Genomic DNA, 24,622 nt, shown 5'->3' on the forward strand with positions numbered 1-24,622 from the left:
CCCTTCTCTAGTTCCTTTTCAGAACGACTCTACAAAACCGGAGATCTCGCGAGATATCTACCAGACGGTAACATCGAATTTATTGGTCGCATCGATAACCAAGTTAAAATCAGGGGTTTCCGCATCGAACTAGGAGAAATCGAAGCAGTCCTGTCCACCCACCCCCACATCCAACAAACCGTAGTAATTGCAACAGAAGATCTTCCTGGTAACAAACGCCTAGTCGCCTACATAGTCAGTGAGAACGAATCACTAAGCACCAACCAACTACGAGAATTCCTCAAGCAGAAACTACCAGACTATATGGTGCCCAGTGCCTTCGTTACCTTAGACACCCTGCCCTTAACACCCAATGGCAAAGTAGACACAAAAGCATTACCAGCACCAGATGGGGTCTTCACCCGAGAACAGGAATATGTAGCGCCACGTACCCCAACCGAAGAAATAATCGCCAACATCTTCGCTCTGGTTCTAGGAGTGAAAGATGTAGGAATACATGACAACTTCTTTGAAATCGGAGGACATTCCCTACTCGCCACTCAATTAATTTCCCAACTGCGAGTGACCTTCAACAGAGAAATCTCCCTAAGGGAAGTATTTCAAAGCCCTACAATCGCTCTTATTTCGCCGAAATTAAGCCAATTACTGACCACAGAAAACCAATTAAGTCTTCCTCCGATTCAACCAAGAACCGATAGTGAACAACTACCCCTATCCTCAGCTCAAGAAAGACTATGGTTCCTCAACCAACTAGAAGGAATTAGCGCCACTTACAACATGCCAGCAGCCCTGAGCATCACTGGAAACTTGGTGATTAACGCCCTAGAACAAGCCTTATCAGAAATAATCCATCGTCACGAAGTACTACGGACAAGTTTCCGGACTATCAATGGCACACCAATACAGGTAATTCACCCCCACAGCACCATCAACATCAATGTAGTAGACCTACAACAATACCCAGAAGCAGAACGGGAAACTATCTTACACCAACAAATACAACAGGAAGCCACAACCCCCTTTGACCTAGAGGTAGCACCATTAATCCGATCTAAATTATGGCAACTAGACACTACCGAGTATGTGTTAGTGCTGACCATGCACCATATAGTCTCTGATGGTTGGTCAATGGGGATATTAATCGAAGAACTATCACGTTTATATCAAGCTTTTGTTGCATCAGAACCATCCCCCTTACCCGAATTAGCGATTCAATATGCTGACTTTGCTCTTTGGCAAAGACAATGGTTAAGTGGGGAAATCAATGAAAACCAACTCAATTACTGGAAACAGGAATTAGAGGGTGCTCCAGAATTATTACAATTACCCACAGACCGTCCTCGTCCCCATGTAATGAGTTACCACGGCAGTAGTGAAAGTTTTAGTTTAAGCACTGAATTAACCCAGAAGTTGCAACAGTTGTCCAGGAACTCGGGTAGTACCTTATTTATGACGCTACAGGCAGCTTTTGCCACCTTACTGTCTCGTTACAGTGGGCAATTTGATATTTTAATTGGTTCACCCATAGCCAATCGCAACCGCCATGAAATTGAGCCGCTAATTGGGTTCTTTGTCAATACTTTGGTGTTGAGAACCCGTTTTGAAGATAATCCCAGTTTTTCGCAGTTGCTTACACAAGTCAGGGAAACCACACTACTCGCTTATGAACATCAGGATGTACCGTTTGAACAGGTAGTATCCGCATTGCAACCCCAACGGTCTTTGAGTCATGCCCCCCTGTTCCAGGTGATGTTTGTGCTACAGAATGCACCGATGGGGAAATTAGACTTACCCGGTGTGAGTTTGAGTGAGTTCAATCAACAAAGTACTACCTCTAAGTTTGATTTGCTCGTGTCAATGACGGAAACAGACATGGGATTGATAGGTGAATGGGAGTACAACACGGACTTATTTGATCGGTCTACCATTGCTCGCATGGCCACTCATTTCCAGAACTTGTTGTCAGCAATTGTGGAAAATCCCCAACTAGTGGTGGGTGAGTTACCTTTATTGAGTGCAGAGGAACGTCATCAACTGTTGGTGGAGTGGAATGATACTGCAACGGAATACTCAAAAGAAAAATGTATTCATCAGTTATTTGAAGAGCAGGTAGAGAAAACACCAGATGCTGTGGCCGTGGTGTTTGAACAAGAGCAGTTGACTTACCATCAATTAAATCAAAAGGCGAATCAACTAGCACATCACCTACAAAACTTAGGAGTAGGACCAGAAGTATTGGTGGGTATTTGTGTGGAACGTTCTGTACAGATGGTGGTAGGACTGTTGGCGATACTCAAGGCGGGTGGTGCTTATGTACCCCTGGACTCTAATTATCCTCACCAACGACTGAGTTATATGTTGGGCGATTCGGGTGTTGAAGTGTTGTTGACTCAACAGTCGTTACTAGAATCTTTGCCACAAAATCAAGCCCAGGTGGTTTGCTTGGATAGTGATTGGGGTGCCATAGAGCAATATAGTGGGGAGAATCTTGATGTTGGGGTTCATTCACATAATTTGGCTTATGTGATTTATACTTCTGGTTCTACAGGAGTTCCCAAAGGTGTGGCAATCTCTCATCAAGCGTTAGCCAACCATATGCGCTGGATGGGGCAAACCTTTCCTTTAACTAAACTTGATAAAGTTTTGCAAAAGACTCCATTTAGCTTTGATGCTTCAATTTGGGAATTTTATGCCCCATTATTGGTAGGAGCACAATTAGTAATCGCCAAACCAGAGGGACATCAAGATAGTGATTATCTAATTGAGGTAATTAACCAACAAAAAATTACCGTGCTTCAATTGGTTCCCTCGTTACTAAGAATGCTTTTAGAGACAAGAAATTTAGCCATTTGTAAATATTTAAAGCGAGTATTTTGTGGGGGCGAACCTTTGCCTGTTGAACTATACTGTCTTTTCAAACAACAAAGCCAAGCTACTTTACACAATCTGTATGGGCCAACAGAGGCTTGTATTGATACGCATTTTTACACCTGCCACGAAAGAATGAGCAAAAAAACCATTCCTATTGGTCGTCCAATTGTTAATACTCAAAGCTATATTCTCGATCCAAATTTGCAACCATTACCCATAGGAGTACCAGGAGAATTATACCTAGGTGGTGATGGACTAGCCCGAGAATACCTCAACCGCCCAAAACTAACATCGGAAAAATTCATCCAAAATCCCTTCTCTAGTTCCTTTTCAGAACGACTCTACAAAACCGGAGATCTCGCGAGATATCTACCAGACGGTAACATCGAATTTATTGGTCGCATCGATAACCAAGTTAAAATCAGGGGTTTCCGCATCGAACTAGGAGAAATCGAAGCAGTCCTGTCCACCCACCCCCACATCCAACAAACCGTAGTAATTGCAACAGAAGATCTTCCTGGTAACAAACGCCTAGTCGCCTACATAGTCAGTGAGAACGAATCACTAAGCACCAACCAACTACGAGAATTCCTCAAGCAGAAACTACCAGACTATATGGTGCCCAGTGCCTTCGTTACCTTAGACACCCTGCCCTTAACACCCAATGGCAAAGTAGACACAAAAGCATTACCAGCACCAGATGGGGTCTTCACCCGAGAACAGGAATATGTAGCGCCACGTACCCCAACCGAAGAAATAATCGCCAACATCTTCGCTCTGGTTCTAGGAGTGAAAGATGTAGGAATACATGACAACTTCTTTGAAATCGGAGGACATTCCCTACTCGCCACTCAATTAATTTCCCAACTGCGAGTGACCTTCAACAGAGAAATCTCCCTAAGGGAAGTATTTCAAAGCCCTACAATCGCTCTTATTTCGCCGAAATTAAGCCAATTACTGACCACAGAAAACCAATTAAGTCTTCCTCCGATTCAACCAAGAACCGATAGTGAACAACTACCCCTATCCTCAGCTCAAGAAAGACTATGGTTCCTCAACCAACTAGAAGGAATTAGCGCCACTTACAACATGCCAGCAGCCCTGAGCATCACTGGAAACTTGGTGATTAACGCCCTAGAACAAGCCTTATCAGAAATAATCCATCGTCACGAAGTACTACGGACAAGTTTCCGGACTATCAATGGCACACCAATACAGGTAATTCACCCCCACAGCACCATCAACATCAATGTAGTAGACCTACAACAATACCCAGAAGCAGAACGGGAAACTATCTTACACCAACAAATACAACAGGAAGCCACAACCCCCTTTGACCTAGAGGTAGCACCATTAATCCGATCTAAATTATGGCAACTAGACACTACCGAGTATGTGTTAGTGCTGACCATGCACCATATAGTCTCTGATGGTTGGTCAATGGGGATATTAATCGAAGAACTATCACGTTTATATCAAGCTTTTGTTGCATCAGAACCATCCCCCTTACCCGAATTAGCGATTCAATATGCTGACTTTGCTCTTTGGCAAAGACAATGGTTAAGTGGGGAAATCAATGAAAACCAACTCAATTACTGGAAACAGGAATTAGAGGGTGCTCCAGAATTATTACAATTACCCACAGACCGTCCTCGTCCCCATGTAATGAGTTACCACGGCAGTAGTGAAAGTTTTAGTTTAAGCACTGAATTAACCCAGAAGTTGCAACAGTTGTCCAGGAACTCGGGTAGTACCTTATTTATGACGCTACAGGCAGCTTTTGCCACCTTACTGTCTCGTTACAGTGGGCAATTTGATATTTTAATTGGTTCACCCATAGCCAATCGCAACCGCCATGAAATTGAGCCGCTAATTGGGTTCTTTGTCAATACTTTGGTGTTGAGAACCCGTTTTGAAGATAATCCCAGTTTTTCGCAGTTGCTTACACAAGTCAGGGAAACCACACTACTCGCTTATGAACATCAGGATGTACCGTTTGAACAGGTAGTATCCGCATTGCAACCCCAACGGTCTTTGAGTCATGCCCCCCTGTTCCAGGTGATGTTTGTGCTACAGAATGCACCGATGGGGAAATTAGACTTACCCGGTGTGAGTTTGAGTGAGTTCAATCAACAAAGTACTACCTCTAAGTTTGATTTGCTCGTGTCAATGACGGAAACAGACATGGGATTGATAGGTGAATGGGAGTACAACACGGACTTATTTGATCGGTCTACCATTGCTCGCATGGCCACTCATTTCCAGAACTTGTTGTCAGCAATTGTGGAAAATCCCCAACTAGTGGTGGGTGAGTTACCTTTATTGAGTGCAGAGGAACGTCATCAACTGTTGGTGGAGTGGAATGATACTGCAACGGAATACTCAAAAGAAAAATGTATTCATCAGTTATTTGAAGAGCAGGTAGAGAAAACACCAGATGCTGTGGCCGTGGTGTTTGAACAAGAGCAGTTGACTTACCATCAATTAAATCAAAAGGCGAATCAACTAGCACATCACCTACAAAACTTAGGAGTAGGACCAGAAGTATTGGTGGGTATTTGTGTGGAACGTTCTGTACAGATGGTGGTAGGACTGTTGGCGATACTCAAGGCGGGTGGTGCTTATGTACCCCTGGACTCTAATTATCCTCACCAACGACTGAGTTATATGTTGGGCGATTCGGGTGTTGAAGTGTTGTTGACTCAACAGTCGTTACTAGAATCTTTGCCACAAAATCAAGCCCAGGTGGTTTGCTTGGATAGTGATTGGGGTGCCATAGAGCAATATAGTGGGGAGAATCTTGATGTTGGGGTTCATTCACATAATTTGGCTTATGTGATTTATACTTCTGGTTCTACTGGTCAACCTAAGGGGGTTGCCATGAACCATAGTCCTCTGGTTAATCTTATCCTGTGGCAGTTGAAAAACTCCTCTGCCAAATACGGCACAAAAACTGGGCAATTTACACCGATAAGCTTTGATGTCTCCTTCCAAGAAATCTTATCTACTTGGTGTTCAGGTGGAACATTAGTATTGATACCAGAAGATGTACGAAGAGATGGAACTGCCTTATTGCAATTGCTCAAACAACAAGGTATCGAAAGACTCTTTCTACCGTTTGTGGCTCTAGAATACTTAGCGACTAGTGCTTTGACTAGTCCGGAATGTCTACCCTCTACACTGTGTGAATTGATTACCGCAGGAGAACAGTTACAAATTACTCCCACCCTCAGGAACTTTTTTGAAAAACTGTCTAATTGCCGTCTAGAAAATCAGTATGGACCAACAGAAACTCATGTGGTCAGTGCTTTTAAATTAAATGGTTTTCCCAGTGATTGGTCATCACTTCCCCCCATAGGTCGCCCCATCGCCAACACCCAAATCTATATCCTAGACAAAAACCTGGAACCAGTACCCATAGGCGTACCCGGAGAATTATACCTAGGAGGTGATGGACTAGCCAGAGGATACCTAAATCGCCCAGAACTAACATCAGAAAAATTCATCCCAAATCCCTTGTGTAGTTCCTTTTCAGAACGACTCTACAAAACCGGAGACCTGGCGAGATACCGACGAGACGGTAACATTGAATTTCTCGGTCGGATCGATAACCAAGTCAAAATCAGGGGTTTCCGCATCGAACTAGGGGAAATAGAATCAGTACTGTCCACCCATCCCCACATCCAACAAACCGCAGTAATTGTAACAGAAGATGTTCCTGGTCACAAACGCCTAGTCGCCTATTATGTCAGTCAGTCCGAATCACTAAGCACCAAGCAACTACGAGAATTCCTCTTTCAGAAACTACCAGACTATATGGTGCCCAGTGCCTTCGTTACCTTAGACACCCTGCCCTTAACACCAAACGGCAAAGTAGACCGCAAATCCCTACCTGCACCTGATGGGGTTTTCAGCAGGGTGGAGGAATATGTAGCTCCATGTACTCCAACCGAAGAAATAATCGCCAACATCTTCGCCAATGTTCTAGGAGTGCCAGATGTAGGAATACATGACAACTTCTTTGAAATCGGAGGACATTCTCTACTGGCTGTCCGTTTAATGTCCCAGATTAAACAACAATTCCAAATCAATTTGCCTTTAGCAACCCTTTTCCAAAGTCCAACCATTGAACAGTTAGCCAGCTTTCTGGATTGTTCAGTAGATACATCTCACTCCATATTAGTTCCCATTAAAACCAGTGGAAACCAACCCCCCTTGTTTTTTATTCACCCTGGTGGTGGTAATGTCCTGTGTTATGCAGAGTTAGCTCGTCATTTAGATCAAGATTATCCAGTATATGGTTTACAATCTCTTGGTTTAGATGGACAACAGCAACCCTTAACTTCTGTTGAGGAGATGGCATCCCATTATATTGAGGCAATAAAGCCAATTCATTCCCAAGGACCATTACACCTAATAGGCTGGTCTTTTGGAGGTGTAATTGCTTATGAGATGGCACAACAATTACAGGCTAAAAATGAGCCAGTGGCTCTTCTAACGTTAATAGACAGTTATGCACCCACTTTAATTCGGAAACCTTCAGAAATAGATCAAGCCATGATAGTAAATCTATTGGCTCAAGATTTGGGAGGTCTTTATGGTCAAGAGTTAGATATATCCCATGAAACACTTAGACAACTTGAAGCATCCCAGCAAGTTTTGCATCTATTTGAGCAAGCCAAACAGCAAGGGATATTCCCATCAGACCTAGAAATAGAGCAAATGCGTTCTTTATGGGAAGTTTTTCAAGCAAATCTAGCAGCAAACTCTTATTATCAACCACAAGCTTATCCAGGTTCAGTTCTCCTTCTAAATGCTAGTCAAACTTCCCCAGCAGTAATTGAAGACCCAACCCACGGCTGGGGTTCTCTAGTTCTAGGTAATATCCAAACTCACACTATTACTGGAGACCATTTCACTATTATGAAAGCCCCTCAAGTTGAGGGTCTAACTGCAGAATTGAACAAGTATCTATTGAACAACTAGCACGTCTTGGCGGCACTGGCTCCCCTGTTCGGAAGCTGGATCGCGGTCATACTAAGCAGATTTAGCTAGTAAAGGTTCTACGGTCTGGGATGATTCACCCACCTGCTCTAAAATCTCAATCAATTCCCGTTCAAAGGTGACCAAAGCACGATTGGTTTTCCCACCAATATAAAAGCGATCGCCTTTTTGTAATGCCCAAATCTGAGAGTGGGAGACATAACTCATCAGTACCCCTAACATCAGTAAACCAAAGCCAGTGTAAACAAAGGGAATACCCGGGTCAGCTTTAATTTGTAAGCCAGTGCTGCCGATGACATCTTTAATTTTAAGTATCACCCCATTGACCTTAATCCCCATACCAGAACGAACACTTGAAACGAGATTACCCGTTCCATCATAAACAAACAGGGTTCCCTGCAAATCCCTAGCTAAAAGGGATACCCCTTCACTTAAATCAGGTTTTGTGGGAACCCAAGTGCCCCAAATCCGTCCCTCACCATTAGTGGGAAGTTGTGCCATGGGAAGCTGGAAAATTGGACTATTATTCAACTGCACCTGAACCCCAGCAATCCCCCAATCCGTTTGGTAAAAGGTGACACCTCGATATCTTAGGGGCTTATTCACATAGATAGTCTCTTGGTCAATGTCCTCACCTTGACTATCCAAAACTGACAGATTGGAGTAAAATTGATCAATATCCCCGGATGGAGTGTAATCAATCCAGAAACGATTCACCCGCACTGACAAATCTTTGGGGATTTGGGGCCAAGCAAACGGACCGGCATCAATAATGTTTCTAACTTGGAATGTATTGCCACTGGTAACCATTTCCTGAGCCGTAAATCCTGTCATTGAGCCCCAAATTGACCCTCCCAGGATAATCAACATACTGGCATGTACTACAATTGGACCAATCCGTCCGATAATTCCTTTACGGGCGTAGATAGTATCCCCCTCTTGGAATACCTTGTAACGCCGCTTCTCTAACAACTCAGTGAGGGAAGTAAAAGACCCCTTGTCCAACTCTACACTCAAAGCAAGTTTCCCAAACTGGCGGGGTTCTTTGTAAAACTTCCAATTCCGGGCTGCTTTTAAAGCTGGAAATTGACGAGTGAAGGTACAGGCGGTCAGACTACTACCGAATAACACTAATAAGGACAAAAACCACCAAGTCCGGTAGACATGATCTAACCCTAGCAGCAACAACACCTTCCAGCTCAGGAAACCAAACAACGCTGGGTCTTCAGGATAATTAGCTTGGTAAAATGCCAGAGATTCACCCTGTTCAATAACTGTACCGCTGATGCTAAAGAATGCGATCGCAAGCAGCAAGATAATCGCTAACCGTAAGTTAGCCAGCACTGATACTAACCGACGCCACAACCGACTGCTACTATTCAATGATGAGTTATTTGATGAGTTATTTGATGAGTTATCTGATGAGTTATTTGATGAGTTATCTGATGAGTTATCTGATGAGTTTTCTAAAGTCATATTCAGTCTAGTTAATTACTTGTTTTCTGAATAGGATGAGCAGATTTATGAAAAGAATCTCAGTAGCATTCAGCGGTCAGCAGTCAGCGGTCAGCGGTCAGCGGTCAGCGGTCAGCTTAAAATAAACCCAGCGTAGCGTGCGCCGTTCCCGTAGCGTGCGCAAACGAGAGAATTTAATAGTTCGAGATTTATGATAATTGAAAGTCACCAGAAAAGTCCATTGCGCGTAGCGCATAAGCTGATAGCTGATAGCTGATAACTGATAGCTGATAGCTGATAACTGATAGCTGATAGCTGATAGCTGATAGCTGATAGCTGATAACTGATAGCTGATAGCTGATAACTGATAGCTGATAGCTGATAGCTGATAGCTGATAGCTTACGACGCACTCAGTACTCAGTCAAAAAATTCCCACAGGAATCCGAGACAACAACGAAAACACACCAAATGCCACCAATAGCGCACCACTTACTGGTGTAATCCAACTCGACCACTGTCGCAATTCTAATAATCGTTTAATTGAAGCAGTAAACGTACCTGCCAAGATCAAGGGTGCCACATAACCAGCTGTATAAGACAACAGCAAGGCACCACCTAACACTAAATCTTTAGTTGAGACAACCCAAGCCAGTAACGTTGCTAATACCGGTGTACTGCAAGGAGACGCAACTAAACCGAAGGTCAAACCAATGAGATAAGAGCGTAACCCTTTCGGCCATTCCTGGGAAATCCAATCCATACCACCCCAACTTGGAAACTGTAGCGGTAGTGCTTCTAGTAAATTCAACCCCATAATAATGGCGATTAGGCTCACAATAATCGGTAAGCCAACACCGATTTGACCATAGACTCGCCCGATAGATGCTGCGATAATTCCTAATGCAGCTAAGGTTGTGGCTAAGCCTAAGGAAAACCATACCGATTGGGTAGCAGCTTGCAGCCGTCCTTGATTTTCATAACCACCGATGTAGCCAATCGTGATCGGTAGCATTGATAGCATACAGGGGGTTAGGCTAGTCAGCAACCCAGCAGCAAAGATGATGGCTATGCTGACTAGGCTCAGGTGAGTCAGTTGGCTGTCAACCAGGTTATTAGCGAATTGTTGGAGTTGATAGAGTTGAGTCGAGAATGTGTCAAGCATAGGGAATTTTAACACCCAGTTTGCTTGAATTTTAGCGTATTGAACCCCTCAAGTAGAGTGGCCAAATCCCAGGGATATAGCAGTCGCCAGGGCAGTTAGGACATGACAAAAGTCTCACACCCTTTGTAAGCGATGCAGCGCGGTCTTGGGGGTTTCCCCCATGAGCGACTGCATCAAGAAGCGCAAGAGTTTTACTTCTGACAAATGACTTCTGACAAATGACTTCTGACTTCTGCTATATATACCAAAAAGCTTGAATCACCATCTTGTGCCCACCCTGATCAAGCTGCCTCAATCCCCTAGCTTTAGCTAGGGGCAGCTGTCAACAATAACTATTCCTGTACTGTTACAGATGTTCCCAAAGCCACTCTGTTATACAAAGCTTTGACATCATCATTACGCATCCGGATGCAACCGTGAGACACTGCTTGTCCCACCAGTTCCTCATCATTGGTACCATGAAACCCGATGTAGTTTGTTCCATCACTCCAAAATGCCATCCACCTTGGACCAAGAGGGTTTTCTGGTCCTGGAGCAACGACTTCACCAGTTAGAGGATGCTTCCAAACTGGATTTTGAACCATCTGTGTCACTTGGAAATTGCCTGTAGGGGTTTCCCAACCAGGCTGACCGATGGCAACTGGATAACTGGCTTCGAGTTTATCTCCTCGATAAACATAAAGACGACGCTCACTTAGTTTAATCACTAAACGAGGGGTATTATTAAAGAAATCTTCTTCTTGCCGCAGATAGTGATTGACTTCTTCGAGAGGGGACAATTCTGGTGTTTCAAGCCTTGGCAGAAAGCTTTCATACTGAATTTTTTTCCAGTTAGTTACACTAGTATTGGTTAGATCAGCGGCGGCGGTGGCTACCTCTGCGTATAATAACGGGATAGCTACACCTAAGCCGCACACAATTAAGTGTTGGGTGGAAAGTTTTCCGTTCACGATTTCCTCTTAGCTATTTGATATTTTATGTGCATATTTTAATTGATCATGTTTTGTTCACTGTTGAGCGTTGACTGTTGACGGTTCTACAGCTGCAGGGCTTTGATCTAAACACCCATGATCTAAACACCCATGATCTATAGCGTTTCTCACAGTTATGAGGTACAGTATTCTTTGAAGCTGATTCCCTGTTAGGTGCGCTCTTACCATTAAGAATTAAATTCGCCACGGGTCGCACCTCTTGATGCAGCGCATCCCTATTACTATTACCTATTACTATTACCTATTACCTATTACCTATTACCTATTACCTAAAATCCCGAAATTGTGTACCTCATAGCTATGATAATTGCTATAAACACCCATGATCTAAACACCCATGATCTAAACACCCATAGCTATCGGACTTTATCCTTTAGAGGTTGCTGAACTAAGGAACTGACTCAAACATAGTTGGGTCAGTTATAGCGTTTCTCACTCCTTATCAGGTACATTCAATTTTATTACCCCGACTCCCCACTCCCTCGGTGCGCTTGACCCGTAATTAAATTCGCCACGGGTCGCACCGCTCCCTACTCCCTAATCCCTAATCCCTAAAACCAAGATAGATTTCAAACTGACTGCTTAATGTTAAGTTGTGACAGCTCACTGGGGGCTAATGCGCCTTTTTCAGTAATAATGGCAGTGATTAACTCCGCTGGAGTTACATCAAAAGCTGGGTTATAAAATTCCACTTTAGGAGGACAAATCACTGTCTCCCCAATCTGATAAATTTCTGAGGGGTGACGTTCTTCAATGGGAATCTCTTCGCCAGTAGATAGCTGAAAATCAATGGTTGAGATCGGAGCAGCCACAAAGAAAGGTATCTGATGAGCTTGAGCAATCAGAGCTACACTATAGGTACCAATTTTGTTAGCCGTATCCCCATTGGCAGCAATGCGATCAGCTCCCACTACAACCGCATCAATTAGCCCTTGTTTCATACAATGGGCGGCCATGCTATCGGTAATTAAAGTAACGGGAATACCTTCTTCGACGCATTCCCAGGTCGTTAACCTAGCACCTTGCAAGCGGGGGCGGGTTTCGTCAGCATATAATCTGGCTAATCGCCCATCCCGCCACGCCGAACGCACCACTCCCAAGGCAGTACCATACCCAGCTGTTGCCAACGCTCCTGCATTACAATGGGTCAGAAGACAGAGTTTGTCGGGGGTTGTCGGTAATACTTCTAATCCGCGATCGCCTATGGCTTGACAGGTTTGTAAATCCTCCAGCTGAATTTGTTGAGCTGTTTCAAGTAAGGAAGCTTTAATCTCTTCTACTGTCCCGATCGTTTCATAGGCATTTTTAAGCATCCGCATGATTGCCCAAAACAAATTAACCGCTGTAGGACGAGTTTGCCGCAACTGCTGCGCTACAACTTCAAGCTGTTCGAGGAAAGCCTTGCGTTCTTTAGTTTTAATCTCTCTTGCGCCAAGGTAAATGCCATAAGCCGCTGCGATTCCAATCGCTGGCGCTCCCCGAACAATCATAGTTTTAATCGCCTCAACCATATCTTCACAGCGGCTGATTTCTACAATGGAATATTTGCTGGGTAAGCGGTTTTGGTCAATGAGGATAACTCGGTCGTTTTCCCAAACAACGGGATACACTTGGTATGTGGATGAGTTCATCTAAGTTCGGTATATTCTTAATTGTTAATTGTTAATTGTTAATTGCTATTTTGTTAACGGTTGACGGTTAACAGTTAACCGTTAAATTTCAACCGTCAACTGTCAACTGTTAACATTGATAAATTAACTAACAGCAGATGGCTGTCTAGTAAAGAACGCTTCCCTGATCTGTTCAGCAATTTGAGAGCCAGTCAGCCCCAAATCAGCTTTTGATTCATCGGGCTTGGCATGATCGACTAATTTATCCGGTACACCAAAGCGCTTCAGGGGAACTAATATATCATTATCCATCAGTGCTTCTGCCACCGCTGAACCAAAGCCACCGATTAAGCACCCTTCTTCTAGGGTAACTACACGACCAATTTTCTGAGCCAAGGGGAAGATTAATTCTGTATCCAGGGGCTTGACAAAACGAGCATTAATCACCGTTGCTTCAATACCATGCTCGCTAAGAATTTCAGCGGTTTGCATGGCGGTGTAAACCATAGTGCCATACCCTACCATTAACAGGTCGTCACCATTACGCAATAGTTCTGCTTTACCAATGGGTAGGGGTTCCCAACCATCTTCCATCAGAGGAACGCCATAACCACTACCCCGAGGATAGCGCATGGCAATCGGACCATCGGTGTGGTTTACTCCTGTAACTACCATACGTTGCAGTTCAGCTTCGTCTTTGGGAGCCATAATTACCATATTAGGAATGCATCGCAAATAAGCGATATCATACATCCCTTGGTGAGTAGGGCCATCAGCACCCACAATTCCCGCACGGTCGAGGCAGAAGAAGACGGGTAGGTTTTGGATACAAACGTCGTGAATGATTTGGTCGTAAGCCCGTTGTAAGAAGGTGGAGTAAATAGCTGCAACCGGTCGCATTCCTTCACAGGCTAGGCCAGCCGCTAGGGTGACGGCGTGTTGTTCCGCAATCCCCACATCTATGTATTGGTCAGGGAGTTTTTCTTGCAATTTATTCAACCCTGTCCCGGTAGCCATAGCTGCCGTGATGCCAATGATTTTGGGATTATTCTGAGCTAGTGTGACTAGGGTGTGGGCAAAAACTTTGGAATAGCCGGGGGGTTTGGGTTTTTTAGCTGGAAGGGCTTTACCCGTAGCTAGGTTGAAGGGACTTTGGGCATGGTAACCCACTTTGTCCGCTTCTGCGATCGCATACCCCTTGCCTTTCGTAGTTGCCACATGCACCAGCACTGGTCCATCTAGCTTGTGGGCGTTGGTAAAGGTGGAAATTAACTCCTCTAGATTGTGACCATCTACCGGTCCGATGTAAGTAAAGCCAAGTTCTTCAAATACTGCTCCGACCTTAGGTACGGCTAAACGCTTCATCCCTTCCTTGAGCCGTTGCAAGTCTGGGGATAAAGACTCACCGACAAAGGGGAGATTTTTGAACTGTTCCTCTAAATTGTCAGTAATAAACTGCATCGGCTCAGAAAGCCGCACTTTGTTGAGGTAACGGGGAATAGCCCCGACATTAGGGGAGATGGACATCTCATTGTCATTGAGAACCACCAGTAGTTTAGTATGGGGTAAATGTCCTGCATGATTGATGGCTTCCAATGCCATGCCACCGGTCAGAGCACCATCACCAATAACTGCTGCCACTTTGAAGTTTTCCCCTCTGCGGTCTCGGGCGATCGCCATACCCAAAGCAGAAGAAATACTGGTGGACGCATGACCGGCTCCAAAGTGATCAAACTTATTCTCGCAGCGCTTTAGATAACCAGCAATACCATCTTTCTGCCGTAGGGTATGGAATCGGTTATAGCGCCCCGTGAGCATTTTGTGGGGATAAGCTTGGTGTCCAACGTCCCAGACTACCTTATCATAGTCAAGGTCAAGTGTTTGATACAGACCTAAGGTTAATTCTACCACTCCCAAGCCTGGTCCTAAGTGACCACCACTAGTAGCTATGGTTTGGAGATGTTTCTCGCGAATTTGACGGGCAATTTCCTCTAGTTGACGAATCGATAGACCGTGCAACTGATTTGGATGAGTAATTTCACTGAGATGCATACCGTCTCTTTGAATTGCTACTGGATTGTGTTAATGTTTATCTTTCGACTCCCTAAAAGTATCCAATAATTTGGCGCTTCAAGGGTTATATGGAAGCTAAAGATTACCTGAAAAATGGCATTTCTGGTCAACTTTCCATTGTAAATTTTCCTTGCGACCAGCAGCCGATCACCATTGCTCCCGATACTCCAGTAACGGAAGCGATCGCTACGATGAATCAAACTCGAAGGAGTTATGTGCTGGTAGTACAGCAGCAGCAATTGGTAGGCATTTTTACAGAACGGGATGTGGTCAAAGTAGCATCAGCCGGAATGGTCAACTCAGGGGTTTCCATCGCTGATCTGATGACTCAAGAGTTAATTACCTTGCCCATCATAGCGAAACCGGACATTTTTTTGGTAGAGTCCCGATTACGTCAACACCAGATTCGTCACCTACCCCTAGTGGATGAACAAGGTCAAGTAGTGCGTGTGGTGACCCCCCACACCATGCCAGCCATCCTCTCTGCTATTGTTACTAAGGTCGAAGACTTACACCAACAGTTGAGTCAAAAAGAAGGGGAATTAGTGGCAGCTAATCAGCGATGGCAGCAGGAAGTTGCTGTCAATCAGCAGTTTGAAGAAGAATTGGGGGAAAATGAACATGCCTGGCAGTTGAGCCAAGAACGTCTTGAGAGTATTCTGACTTCCCTAGAAGCAGTGGTATGGTCTTTTGATCCTTCGATTGACAAACTGCTTTATCTTAACAGTGCTACCGAGCAAGTCTATGGTCGCAGTATCACTGAGTTCTTCGGAAACTTACGCCTGTGGGAATCAGTGGTTCACCCAGAGGATCTCGAAACCTATGAACTGGCACACCAAACCCTGCTGTCAACTGGTGCCAAAGATATTGACTACAGAATTTTGCGACCGGATGGAGCTGTGAGTTGGATTCGCCATCGTGCTCACCTCCTCACAGATGCTAATAACACTCCAATTCGGATCCATAACATAGCCATCGACATCACACAGCTCAAACAGGTCGAGGAAAACCTCAAAGCTACCCTAGTTGAGAAAGAGGTGCTGCTCAAAGAAATTCACCATCGGGTCAAAAACAACTTACAAATTGTTTCTAGCTTACTACACTTGCCATCTCTGACAGTAGATCAACCCCAAACCCGAGTACACCTGTCGGAAGCTCGCCATCGCCTTGAAGCCATGGCTCTCATTCACAAGAAACTTTATGGTGCCTCAGTGATAGGCAACCTGGATGTAGTGGATTATATCCAGAACCTAGCGGTGAACTTACTGGTAGCTTATCAAGTAACTAGCGATAGGATTCAGTTGCACACGACTATTGAACCCATTTCCCTCAGTATTGATCAGGCCATCCCTTGCGGTCTAATCATCAATGAACTGGTATCCAATTCCCTGAAGTACGGGTTTCCCAATGGACGCTATGGTGAGATTCACATTGAATTGCACCATAGCGGGGACGATCAGGTTGAATTGATTGTCCGAGATAATGGGGTTGGTTTACCAGAAGAGTTAGATTGGCGTAATACCCAGTCTTTAGGATTATCGTTAGTTTATGACCTGGCAACGGAGCAACTAGACGGGAGTATGTTTCAGGGCCATAGCGAGGGCACAGCTTTCAGAATAGTATTCTCAACAGCAACAATTGTAGAAGCAATAGGACAACAATAGTGGTTACCAGGGTGTTAGTTGTAGAAGACGAAGTTATTGTTGCTAAGACAATTGCTAGCCAGCTTAAGCAACTGGGTTATATGGTATCAGCTACTGCTTCATCTGGCTCTCAAGCCATTACCAAAGCCGCTCAAACTAAGCCTGACTTAGTGCTGATGGACATTTTCCTCAAAGGCAAGATGGATGGTATTACTGCTGCTAGGCAAATTCGTGAACATTTACGTATTCCTATCGTCTATTTAACTGCCTATGGGGATGAAGATACCTTGCAACGGGCTAAGGTTACCCAACCCTTTGGCTATGTTACCAAACCGTTTAACGAGAGAGACTTGCGGGTTGCCATTGAAATGGCTCTCCAGCAATACCAGATGGAGCAGTCGTTGCAGAACAGCCAAGCTCAGTTGGCATCCATTTTAAACTCTATCGATGATGCAGTTATTGCTACCACGACCCAAGGTACCATTACCTTTATGAATGCTCCCGCTGAAGCTCTGACTGGTTGGAAGGCATCGGAGGTATGGGGGCGAGATGTGACCTCAGTGTTCCCAATTGTTAATGACCTGACCGGTAATCTAGTCAAGTATCCCCTAGATAAAGTGATCAAGACCGGACAAGTTGTCTATCTGGGCGAGCATAACGCTTTGATCGCAAAGGACGGTGGTCGAATTCCTGTTGGTAATAGTGCTTCACCCCTAAAAGACCAACTGGGAAACGTGAATGGAGTAGTGCTCGCGTTTTGGGATATCAGCGAGGATCCTCAGACAGAAATGTTAGAGCAGGTGTTGGCAAAAGAGCAAGAAATCCAAGATTTCCGCTCCCAGTTCGTCTCCACCGTTTGCCACGAATTCCGTAATCCCCTCAGTGTGATCCTAACTGCCGCTGAATTACTTAAGCGCTATGGTAATCTGGCCACTCAGGAGCAAAAGCAGCGTTATCTAAAACGAATTACTATTTCAGTAGAGCGCATGACTGAGTTGATGGAAGAGGTGTTGCTAATCGGTCAAGCTGAAGTAGGTCGGCTAGAATTTATTCCAACTCCGATGAACTTAGAGCAATTCTGCCAGGATTTAATTGCAGAACTATGCCTAGATCAAGCCAGCCGCAACCGGATTGTTTTTACCTCTGACGGGGTCTATACAGAAGTCTGTATGGATGATAAACTTATACATTACATTATAACTAATCTGCTTACCAATGCTTTGAAGTATTCTCCTTCTCATGAAATCGTGACCTTTAACCTAACTTGTGATCTGAAACAGCAGTTGGTTGTGTTCCGCATCCAGGATAAAGGAATTGGGATTGCTGAAGCAGACCAAAAGAAAATTTTCGAGTCTTTTTATCGAGCCAAAAATGTGGGGACAATTCAAGGGACTGGTCTGGGACTATCGATTGTGAAACGCTGTGTGGAACAGCATCAGGGAGAGATTGAACTGACTAGCGAAGTGGGCGTTGGGACAACATTTACGATTAAAATTCCCATAGTAAGTAATGGGGAAGTCAGAGGTCAGAGGTCTGAGGTGAGAAGTTCTGATTCGGAATGGCTCGGGAGTAGTCGCAATTAGCTATAGCAATTCTCAAACTAATGAGGTCAAAATTATGGGCTTTAGGGAGCAGGGAGCAGACAAGAGGAACCCACCCCTAACCCCTCCCAGGAGGGGAAGGCAAGAGCAACCCACCCCTAACCCCTCCCAGGAGGGGAAGGCAAGAGCAACCCACCCCTAACCCCTCCCAGGAGGGGAAGGCAAGAGCAACCCACCCCTAACCCCTCCCAGGAGGGGAAGGCAAGAGGAACCCACCCCTAACCCCTCCCAGGAGGGGAAGGCAAGAGGCAAGAGGTAAAAAAATATTTGTACCTCATAGCTATGAGAAACGCTAGATCTTTTTCCCGATAAGCGTGAGGGTGTGTTGAAAACAAGAGTAGTTTTAAAAAAGCGAAACTTTCTGGAGCTTAATACCAAGGACAAATGACAAAGGAAAAATGACAAAAAAACCTGGGTTAAAACTTGTTATTACTGCGGCGATCGCATTTTTTTTATTCACCTTAATTTTTACTCTACATCGACACTATACTTTTTATTCTTCCTACGATCAAGGAATTTTTAATCAAGTCTTCTGGAATGGAATTCACGGTCGCTTCTTTCAGAGTACTCTTTCATCCCAGCTGTCTACTAATGTAGTTCATAATGGGGAAGTTCCAAATGTCTATTACCACCGATTAGGGCAACATTTTACTCCCGCCCTGTTACTTTGGTTACCGTTATATGCTTTGTTTCCATTTCCCGCTACCCTAACCGTTTTGCAGGTAACGTTGGTAACAGCTGCTGGTGTAGTTTTGTATATCCTGGCTAGACAGTATCTGCAACCGATGTTAGCAGCAATGATTACGGTTAGCTTTTACTGTGCTAATGCTATTCTCGGTCCGACCTTAGCCAATTTCCATGACATCTGCCAAATTCCGCTATTTGTATTTGGGCTACTGCTAGCTATGGAAAAACGCTGGTGGTGGCTGTTTTGGTTGCTGGCAATTTTGATTTTAGCTGTACGGGAAGATTCCGGGATAGGTTTGTTTGGTGTGGGATTCTATTTAATTGTTAGTCGGCGCTACCCTCGCATTGGTCTGGCAGTTTGTACCCTCAGTTTCGGTTACATACTTGTCTTGACCAATCTAATTATGCCCCTATTTTCGGAAGATATTTCTCAACGGTTCATGATCGAACGTTTTGGTCAGTACGCTGATGGGGATGAGGCGTCTACTCTGGAAATTATTAAGGGTATGCTGACTAATCCTTGGCGTTTACTAGTAGAACTGTTTACTCCCTTTTTTGGCACCATTCAGTATTTATTAGGTCAATGGTTACCATTAGCATTTATACCAGCTATTGCTCCCGCTTCTTGGTCTATCGCAGCATTTCCCTTGCTAAAACTTCTGTTGGGTAAAGGTCAATCAGTGCTTGCGATTAATATCCGTTATGCGATGACCGTAGTACCTGGGCTATTCTATGGCGCGATACTTTGGTGGTCAGCTCATCCCCAATTTAGTCAAGCTGTGATCTCGGCTAGGTCTAAGTTTCGGCGCTTTTGGATTTTTTGTCTAACCCTTGCGGTAGTGTTGACCATTACCTCTAGCCCAAATCGAACCTTTTATTTCCTCCTTCCGGATTCCTACCAACCCTTCGTCTATGTGCCCTTAACCCAACAGTGGTCTCGTGTGGGGTCGATCCGGTCATTACTGGCTCAGATTCCCCCAAATGCTAGTGTCTCAGCTACTACCTATCTAGTGCCTCATCTGTCAGGACGTCGGGAAGTCATCCGCTTAGCTGACTTACAGTTGCGCAATGATAATGGCGAGGTCGTGAAGGTGGATTATGCGATCGCAGATTTATGGCGGTTACAACGCTATCAAATTGCCTTTAAGCATGATGGTCAGCGGTTGCGCTCTTTAGTTAACATGATTGACCGGGTCACCAAGACTAACGAGTATGGCATCATTGGTTTTAAAGATGGTGTGATTTTGATGCAAAAAGGAGTAGCATCTAATCCAGAGGCTATGAGAGCATGGCTAAGCTTTAGGCAAGAGTTAGATGTTTCAACTACGGGATAACTGTAGTGCAATAGCAAAGGGAATCGGGAATATGGCATCAAAAATTATCACAATTCCGACACGGATTGCTAAACTGTCTTCCTGGGTACAGGTGTCCTGGCTATTGAGTAGTTCGTCCATAAACTGATATTTATTAATAAATAATATTAATAAGATAAGTTGAATCAATATTGATGCCTAGCACCAGTACTACGTCCTACGCTATTGACTTTGGCACGAGCAATACGGTAATCACTCGCTGGAACCCAGTCACCGAAACGCCAGAAACCATCACTTTACCAGGACTTGCACTGCAACTTAGTCAAAATCCTCCCTTAATTCCGAGTTTGGTGTATGTGGAAGATGCGGCTCAGGGTAAGGTTATGGTTGGACAGGCAGTACGCGATCGCGGATTGGATCTCAGCAGTGACCCTCGATTCTTCCGCAGCTTCAAACGGGGGATTGGTGCTGAGGTTCAGGGATTTCTGCCAGAACTGGATGGCACCGTGATCACCTTTGAACAAGTTGGGGAATGGTTCCTCAACCAAATTATTGAAGACCTATCAGCCCTCCAGTCCGAGGCGGGGGATTCTGCCATTGAATCGGTGATTCTGACTGTGCCTGTGGATAGCTTTGAAGCCTACCGCCATTGGCTTAGTGCAATCTGCCAATCCTTGCCAGTGGAACAGGTGAGGATGCTGGATGAACCGACAGCGGCTGCTTTGGGCTATGGTATTGCGGAAGGGGATACTCTACTAGTTATAGACTTTGGTGGTGGCACTCTGGATTTATCTCTGGTGCAGCTGAATCAGGAGGCTCAAGGGAATAAAAAACCTATCGGGTTTATTCTTAAGTGGGGGCAAAAGTCATTTGGTGAAGGGTCTAGCCAGAAGGTGAAAATTGCCCGTGTGCTGGCGAAAGTGGGACAAAATTTGGGTGGGACAGATATTGATAACTGGCTGGTGGATTATTTTGTGGAAACTCAAGGGTTAATGCGATCGCCTTTGACTACTCGACTAGCAGAACGCCTGAAAATTCAACTATCTGAGCAGTCTGAAGCTACAGAAGTCTATTTTAATGATGAAACCTTTGAGAGTTACGAACTAAAACTAGACCGGGAGACTTTTGAAACTATTCTCAAAGAACACCAGTTTTTTGATACCCTTGATGATAAGATGACGGAAGTGCTGCAACAGGCAAGACGCAGCGGTATAGAAGTGCCAGATATAGATGGTGTCTTGTTAGTGGGTGGGACGGTGAAGATCCCAGCAGTTCAGGCATGGGTAAACCGGTATTTCGATTCAAGCAAGGTTCGTTGCCAAAAACCTTTTGAAGCGATCGCAACTGGCGCACTTCAGCTCAGCCAAGGTATCGAAGTCCAAGATTTCCTCTACCATAGCTACGGAATTCGCTATTGGGATAGACGGTTAAAGCGTCACAACTGGCACTCAATCATTAGAGAAGGACAGCCTTACCCCATGAGTGAGCCAGTAGAACTATTCTTAGGAGCATCGGTAGAGAATCAACCGAGTATAGAGCTAATTTTAGGAGAGTTAGGCTCCCAAACTGGTGGCACAGAGATTTATTTTGAAGGCGATCGCTTAATTACTCGTCAGTTAGGCCAGGGCGAAAACGCTGTGCAACCCCTCAATGATAGGGATGGGGCAAGAAGTGTGGCTAAATTAACACCCCTGGGCAATCCCGGAAGCGATCGCATTAAACTTCAGTTTCAAGTTGATGGTGAACGTTACTTGAGAGTTACTGTAGATGATTTACTGACCAAAGAAACCTTATTGGCAAATCAGGTAGTAGCTCAGTTAAGTTAATTGGTCAGATCATGTTCCGTTGAACACTTATAAATAGTAGGTGATAGTGCGTAGGGTGAGTTAGGGGCGGGCTTGCCCTCATGTTAAAACCTAGCGCTAGTGTTGAAATAGCCCGTCCCGTAACGCACCACCCAAGGGCTCGCTGCTAATGTTGGAGGCAGTCGTGCGTCGTGCGTAGGGTGAGTTAGGGGCGGGCTTGCCCTCATGTTAAAACCTAGCGCTAGTATTGAAATAGCCCGTCCCGTAACGCACCACCCAAGGGCTTGTTGCTAATGTTGGAGGCAGTTGGGCATCAATCCAAATGTTCATGCTGTCAGTGTTCAGCTGTCAGCCGTGGCACAGGCTTTGGCCTTGGCCTTTTGGCCTTTTGGCCACGCTACGCGAACGGCCACGCTGTGCGAACGATGCTGTGGCTTAACTCAGATTAAAGCAATGCTTACCTGTTTTATTCAAAAGCACCTCAAGTAGCGCATAAGCTGATAGCTTACATTTTAGTTAGGTGTTGATAACAGTAAGGTTTTAGTAGGAGACCGCTCTATGATTTTATCAGCAACCACAACCGGTATCAGTCCAGAAGAATTTATTGCTCAGTATGGAGATGATGAACGCTACGAACTCATTGATGGAGAGCTAATTGAGATGGAACCAACTGGCCCCCACGAGCAAGTAGTTGCGTTGATTAGCCGAAAGCTTAACGTAGAAATAGATCGTTTAGATGTACCTTATTTTATCCCACACCGTTGCTTAATTCAGCCCTTGGGAACCTTCAACGCTTTCAGACCAGATCTTGTTGTCCTTGATGAGGGAGAATTGGTAAACGAACCACTTTGGGCAAGGGAACCAGTGATAACTCTGGGTACTACAGTAAAACTTGTGGTTGAAGTCGTTAGTACAAATTGGCAGAATGATTATGCTCGTAAGTATGAAGATTACGAAGCTTTGGGGATTCCAGAATACTGGATTGTGGATTATCTCGGTATTGGCGGAAAATACTTTATTGGTAGCCCCAAGCAACCGACGGTAACGGTCTGTTGTTTGGTAAATGATCAATATCAGAACGTAATGTTTCGTAGAGGGGATTGTCTCAAATCTTATCTTTTTCCTAACCTTAAGTTATCTACAGACAAATTATTTATAGGGCTGCGCTGAGGCAAGGGGGAAGGATCTCTAGTTTGATCCAGTGGTGCGTTACGGGCCGGGCTATCTCAACCGATGTCAACAGGGGGAAAATCAAGGGGAGCCCGTCTTATCACGCACCCTACGCCACTGTTCCCTAAAACCCTAAAATTTGTACCTCACCTAATTAAAAACCGCTATAACCTATTTGTAAATTAGATAATTTCTATTTTTCCGGAATAACCGGCAAATTACGTAATTCAGTATTGAGTTTACCTTTGTAATAAGAACTCTCTAAATAGGATGTAAATTGCAGGATATCTATCTGGTTTAATTCTAGTGGAACTCCATCAAAATCAATAATGGCTTCTATCGGTACATCCTTAATCAAGCTATTTTTTACATAACCTATGCGATTACTACTGTATGTACCAAATTCAACTTTTGTGGCTACATATTCTTTACCTTGATCCAATAGTCTACTTCTTTGAGAAGAAGTGCGATTGGAATATAAACGCAACTGAACATTTTCTTTAGTGCTTGTAATTAATATAGCACAACTTATGGATTGAGTACTTGAATTTACATTTAAGGATTTTTGGCAATTTTTAAATTTATATATAATACCTTCAAGTTTAACTGATTTTGCTGGATTTTGAGTAAGTATAGTGGTTGCGACTGTCGGAGTTGGTGAAATTACTGGAGAAGGAACAACAAGAGGTTGAACGTTTTCGATTTTAGCATTTAGTTCTTGATTTATTTTCTCTAGTTTATCATTTTCGATTTCTAGTTTTTTTAGTTCATTTTGTAGATTATTGACTTGTATATTAAAATCACTATTATTGCTTGTTATTCCTACTAATTCCGGAAAATTAGCCACAATAAATTCTCGGATTTTATACCCTCCAAATGTAAATAATGGTGCTGTCAAAATGATTAGTATTAAGGCAAAATTAAAATAGTTTTTCCATGTCTTGATTTTCGATTCTCTATCCATTGGTTCACACACCTCATAAATATCACTTTCAAGAAGTAGATCAGATAGTTCTAAGTCCCTTAAACTATCCATCACCGCTGTAATGGGGATTCTTCCATGCAGCTCATTTTTACGTTTGGAAAGCCGTTTTACTAATTCTTCTAATTGCTCTTGGGTTAAGCTATTATTTTTGGTAATTCTTCCGTCCAGCTTATCTTTCCGTTTGGAAAGCAGTTGTATTAATTCTTGGCATTGCTCTTGGGTTAAGGTATTTTTGCTCATCTGCTTTATT

The 24,622-nt window shown here is 44.2% G+C and carries 15 protein-coding genes; 7 read left to right on the forward strand and 8 right to left on the reverse strand.

Features of this window, described 5'->3' with window-relative positions:
- On the forward strand, nt 1-7,857 hold a 7,857-nt coding region (locus F6K64_RS16135), incomplete at its 5' end, for a non-ribosomal peptide synthetase (protein WP_287265812.1).
- A 51-nt stretch (nt 7,858-7,908) separates the two neighbouring features.
- On the opposite strand, the gene F6K64_RS16140 is transcribed toward F6K64_RS16135, so the two are convergent.
- From F6K64_RS16140 to dxs, 6 genes are all read right to left on the reverse strand, one after another.
- A complete protein-coding gene (locus tag F6K64_RS16140) occupies nt 7,909-9,351 on the reverse strand; it encodes a cytochrome c biogenesis protein (RefSeq protein ID WP_081431820.1) in 1,443 nt (480 codons plus the stop codon).
- 204 nt (nt 9,352-9,555) lie between these two features.
- The gene (locus F6K64_RS16145) at nt 9,556-9,741 is read right to left on the reverse strand and encodes a hypothetical protein (RefSeq protein WP_008191315.1); all 186 of its coding nucleotides are present in this window, start codon (nt 9,739-9,741) and stop codon (nt 9,556-9,558) included.
- A gap of 11 nt (nt 9,742-9,752) precedes the next feature.
- Nucleotides 9,753-10,493 carry a cytochrome c biogenesis protein CcdA gene (locus F6K64_RS16150; RefSeq protein WP_287251388.1) on the reverse strand — a complete coding sequence of 247 codons (741 nt, stop codon included), beginning with the start codon at nt 10,491-10,493 and terminating at the stop codon, nt 9,753-9,755.
- Between the two features lie 332 nt (nt 10,494-10,825).
- A complete protein-coding gene (locus F6K64_RS16155; protein ID WP_008191311.1) occupies nt 10,826-11,443 on the reverse strand; it encodes a L,D-transpeptidase in 618 nt (205 codons plus the stop codon).
- Nucleotides 11,444-12,054: 611 nt separating this feature from the next.
- On the reverse strand, nt 12,055-13,116 hold the full coding sequence (mtnA, locus tag F6K64_RS16160) for an S-methyl-5-thioribose-1-phosphate isomerase (protein ID WP_287265813.1): 1,062 nt from the start codon (nt 13,114-13,116) through the stop codon (nt 12,055-12,057).
- Between the two features lie 123 nt (nt 13,117-13,239).
- Nucleotides 13,240-15,147 carry a 1-deoxy-D-xylulose-5-phosphate synthase gene (gene dxs, locus F6K64_RS16165; RefSeq protein WP_287265815.1) on the reverse strand — a complete coding sequence of 636 codons (1,908 nt, stop codon included), beginning with the start codon at nt 15,145-15,147 and terminating at the stop codon, nt 13,240-13,242.
- Between the two features lie 89 nt (nt 15,148-15,236).
- Here dxs and F6K64_RS16170 point away from each other — a divergent pair, with 89 nt between their 5' ends.
- The 3 genes from F6K64_RS16170 to F6K64_RS16180 all read left to right on the forward strand — a co-directional run bounded on the left by F6K64_RS16170 (nt 15,237) and on the right by F6K64_RS16180 (nt 20,433).
- On the forward strand, nt 15,237-16,832 hold the full coding sequence (locus tag F6K64_RS16170) for a sensor histidine kinase (RefSeq protein ID WP_287265816.1): 1,596 nt from the start codon (nt 15,237-15,239) through the stop codon (nt 16,830-16,832).
- Nucleotides 16,832-18,394, forward strand: coding sequence for an ATP-binding protein (locus F6K64_RS16175; RefSeq protein ID WP_287265817.1), 1,563 nt, complete (start codon nt 16,832-16,834; stop codon nt 18,392-18,394). Before F6K64_RS16170 ends, F6K64_RS16175 begins: the two co-directional genes overlap by 1 nt.
- Nucleotides 18,395-18,810: 416 nt before the next feature.
- Nucleotides 18,811-20,433, forward strand: a complete 1,623-nt coding sequence (locus F6K64_RS16180; RefSeq protein WP_287265818.1) for a DUF2079 domain-containing protein — start codon at nt 18,811-18,813, stop codon at nt 20,431-20,433.
- Here the strand turns inward: F6K64_RS16180 and F6K64_RS16185 are convergent.
- Nucleotides 20,419-20,553 (reverse strand): hypothetical protein, encoded by a 135-nt coding sequence (locus tag F6K64_RS16185; RefSeq protein ID WP_008191298.1) that lies wholly within the window; start codon nt 20,551-20,553, stop codon nt 20,419-20,421. The genes F6K64_RS16180 and F6K64_RS16185 overlap by 15 nt on opposite strands.
- Before the next feature lie 53 nt (nt 20,554-20,606).
- On the opposite strand from F6K64_RS16185, the gene F6K64_RS16190 reads away from it, so the two are divergent.
- The 3 genes from F6K64_RS16190 (at nt 20,607) to F6K64_RS16200 (ending at nt 23,387) form a co-directional block, all read left to right on the forward strand.
- Nucleotides 20,607-22,238 (forward strand): Hsp70 family protein, encoded by a 1,632-nt coding sequence (locus F6K64_RS16190; protein WP_287265819.1) that lies wholly within the window; start codon nt 20,607-20,609, stop codon nt 22,236-22,238.
- 285 nt (nt 22,239-22,523) lie between these two features.
- Entirely contained in the window at nt 22,524-22,706 is a 183-nt protein-coding gene (locus F6K64_RS16195) for a hypothetical protein (protein WP_131826829.1), read from the forward strand.
- 69 nt (nt 22,707-22,775) lie between these two features.
- Nucleotides 22,776-23,387, forward strand: coding sequence for a Uma2 family endonuclease (locus tag F6K64_RS16200; RefSeq protein ID WP_287265820.1), 612 nt, complete (start codon nt 22,776-22,778; stop codon nt 23,385-23,387).
- Between the two features lie 193 nt (nt 23,388-23,580).
- On the opposite strand, the gene F6K64_RS16205 is transcribed toward F6K64_RS16200, so the two are convergent.
- Complete coding sequence (locus F6K64_RS16205) at nt 23,581-24,612, reverse strand: hypothetical protein (protein ID WP_287265822.1); 1,032 nt, start codon at nt 24,610-24,612, stop codon at nt 23,581-23,583.
- Between the last annotated feature and the right edge of the window lie 10 nt (nt 24,613-24,622).

The organism is Moorena sp. SIO3A2 (genome assembly GCF_010672265.1).
Classification (GTDB): domain Bacteria; phylum Cyanobacteriota; class Cyanobacteriia; order Cyanobacteriales; family Coleofasciculaceae; genus Moorena; species Moorena producens.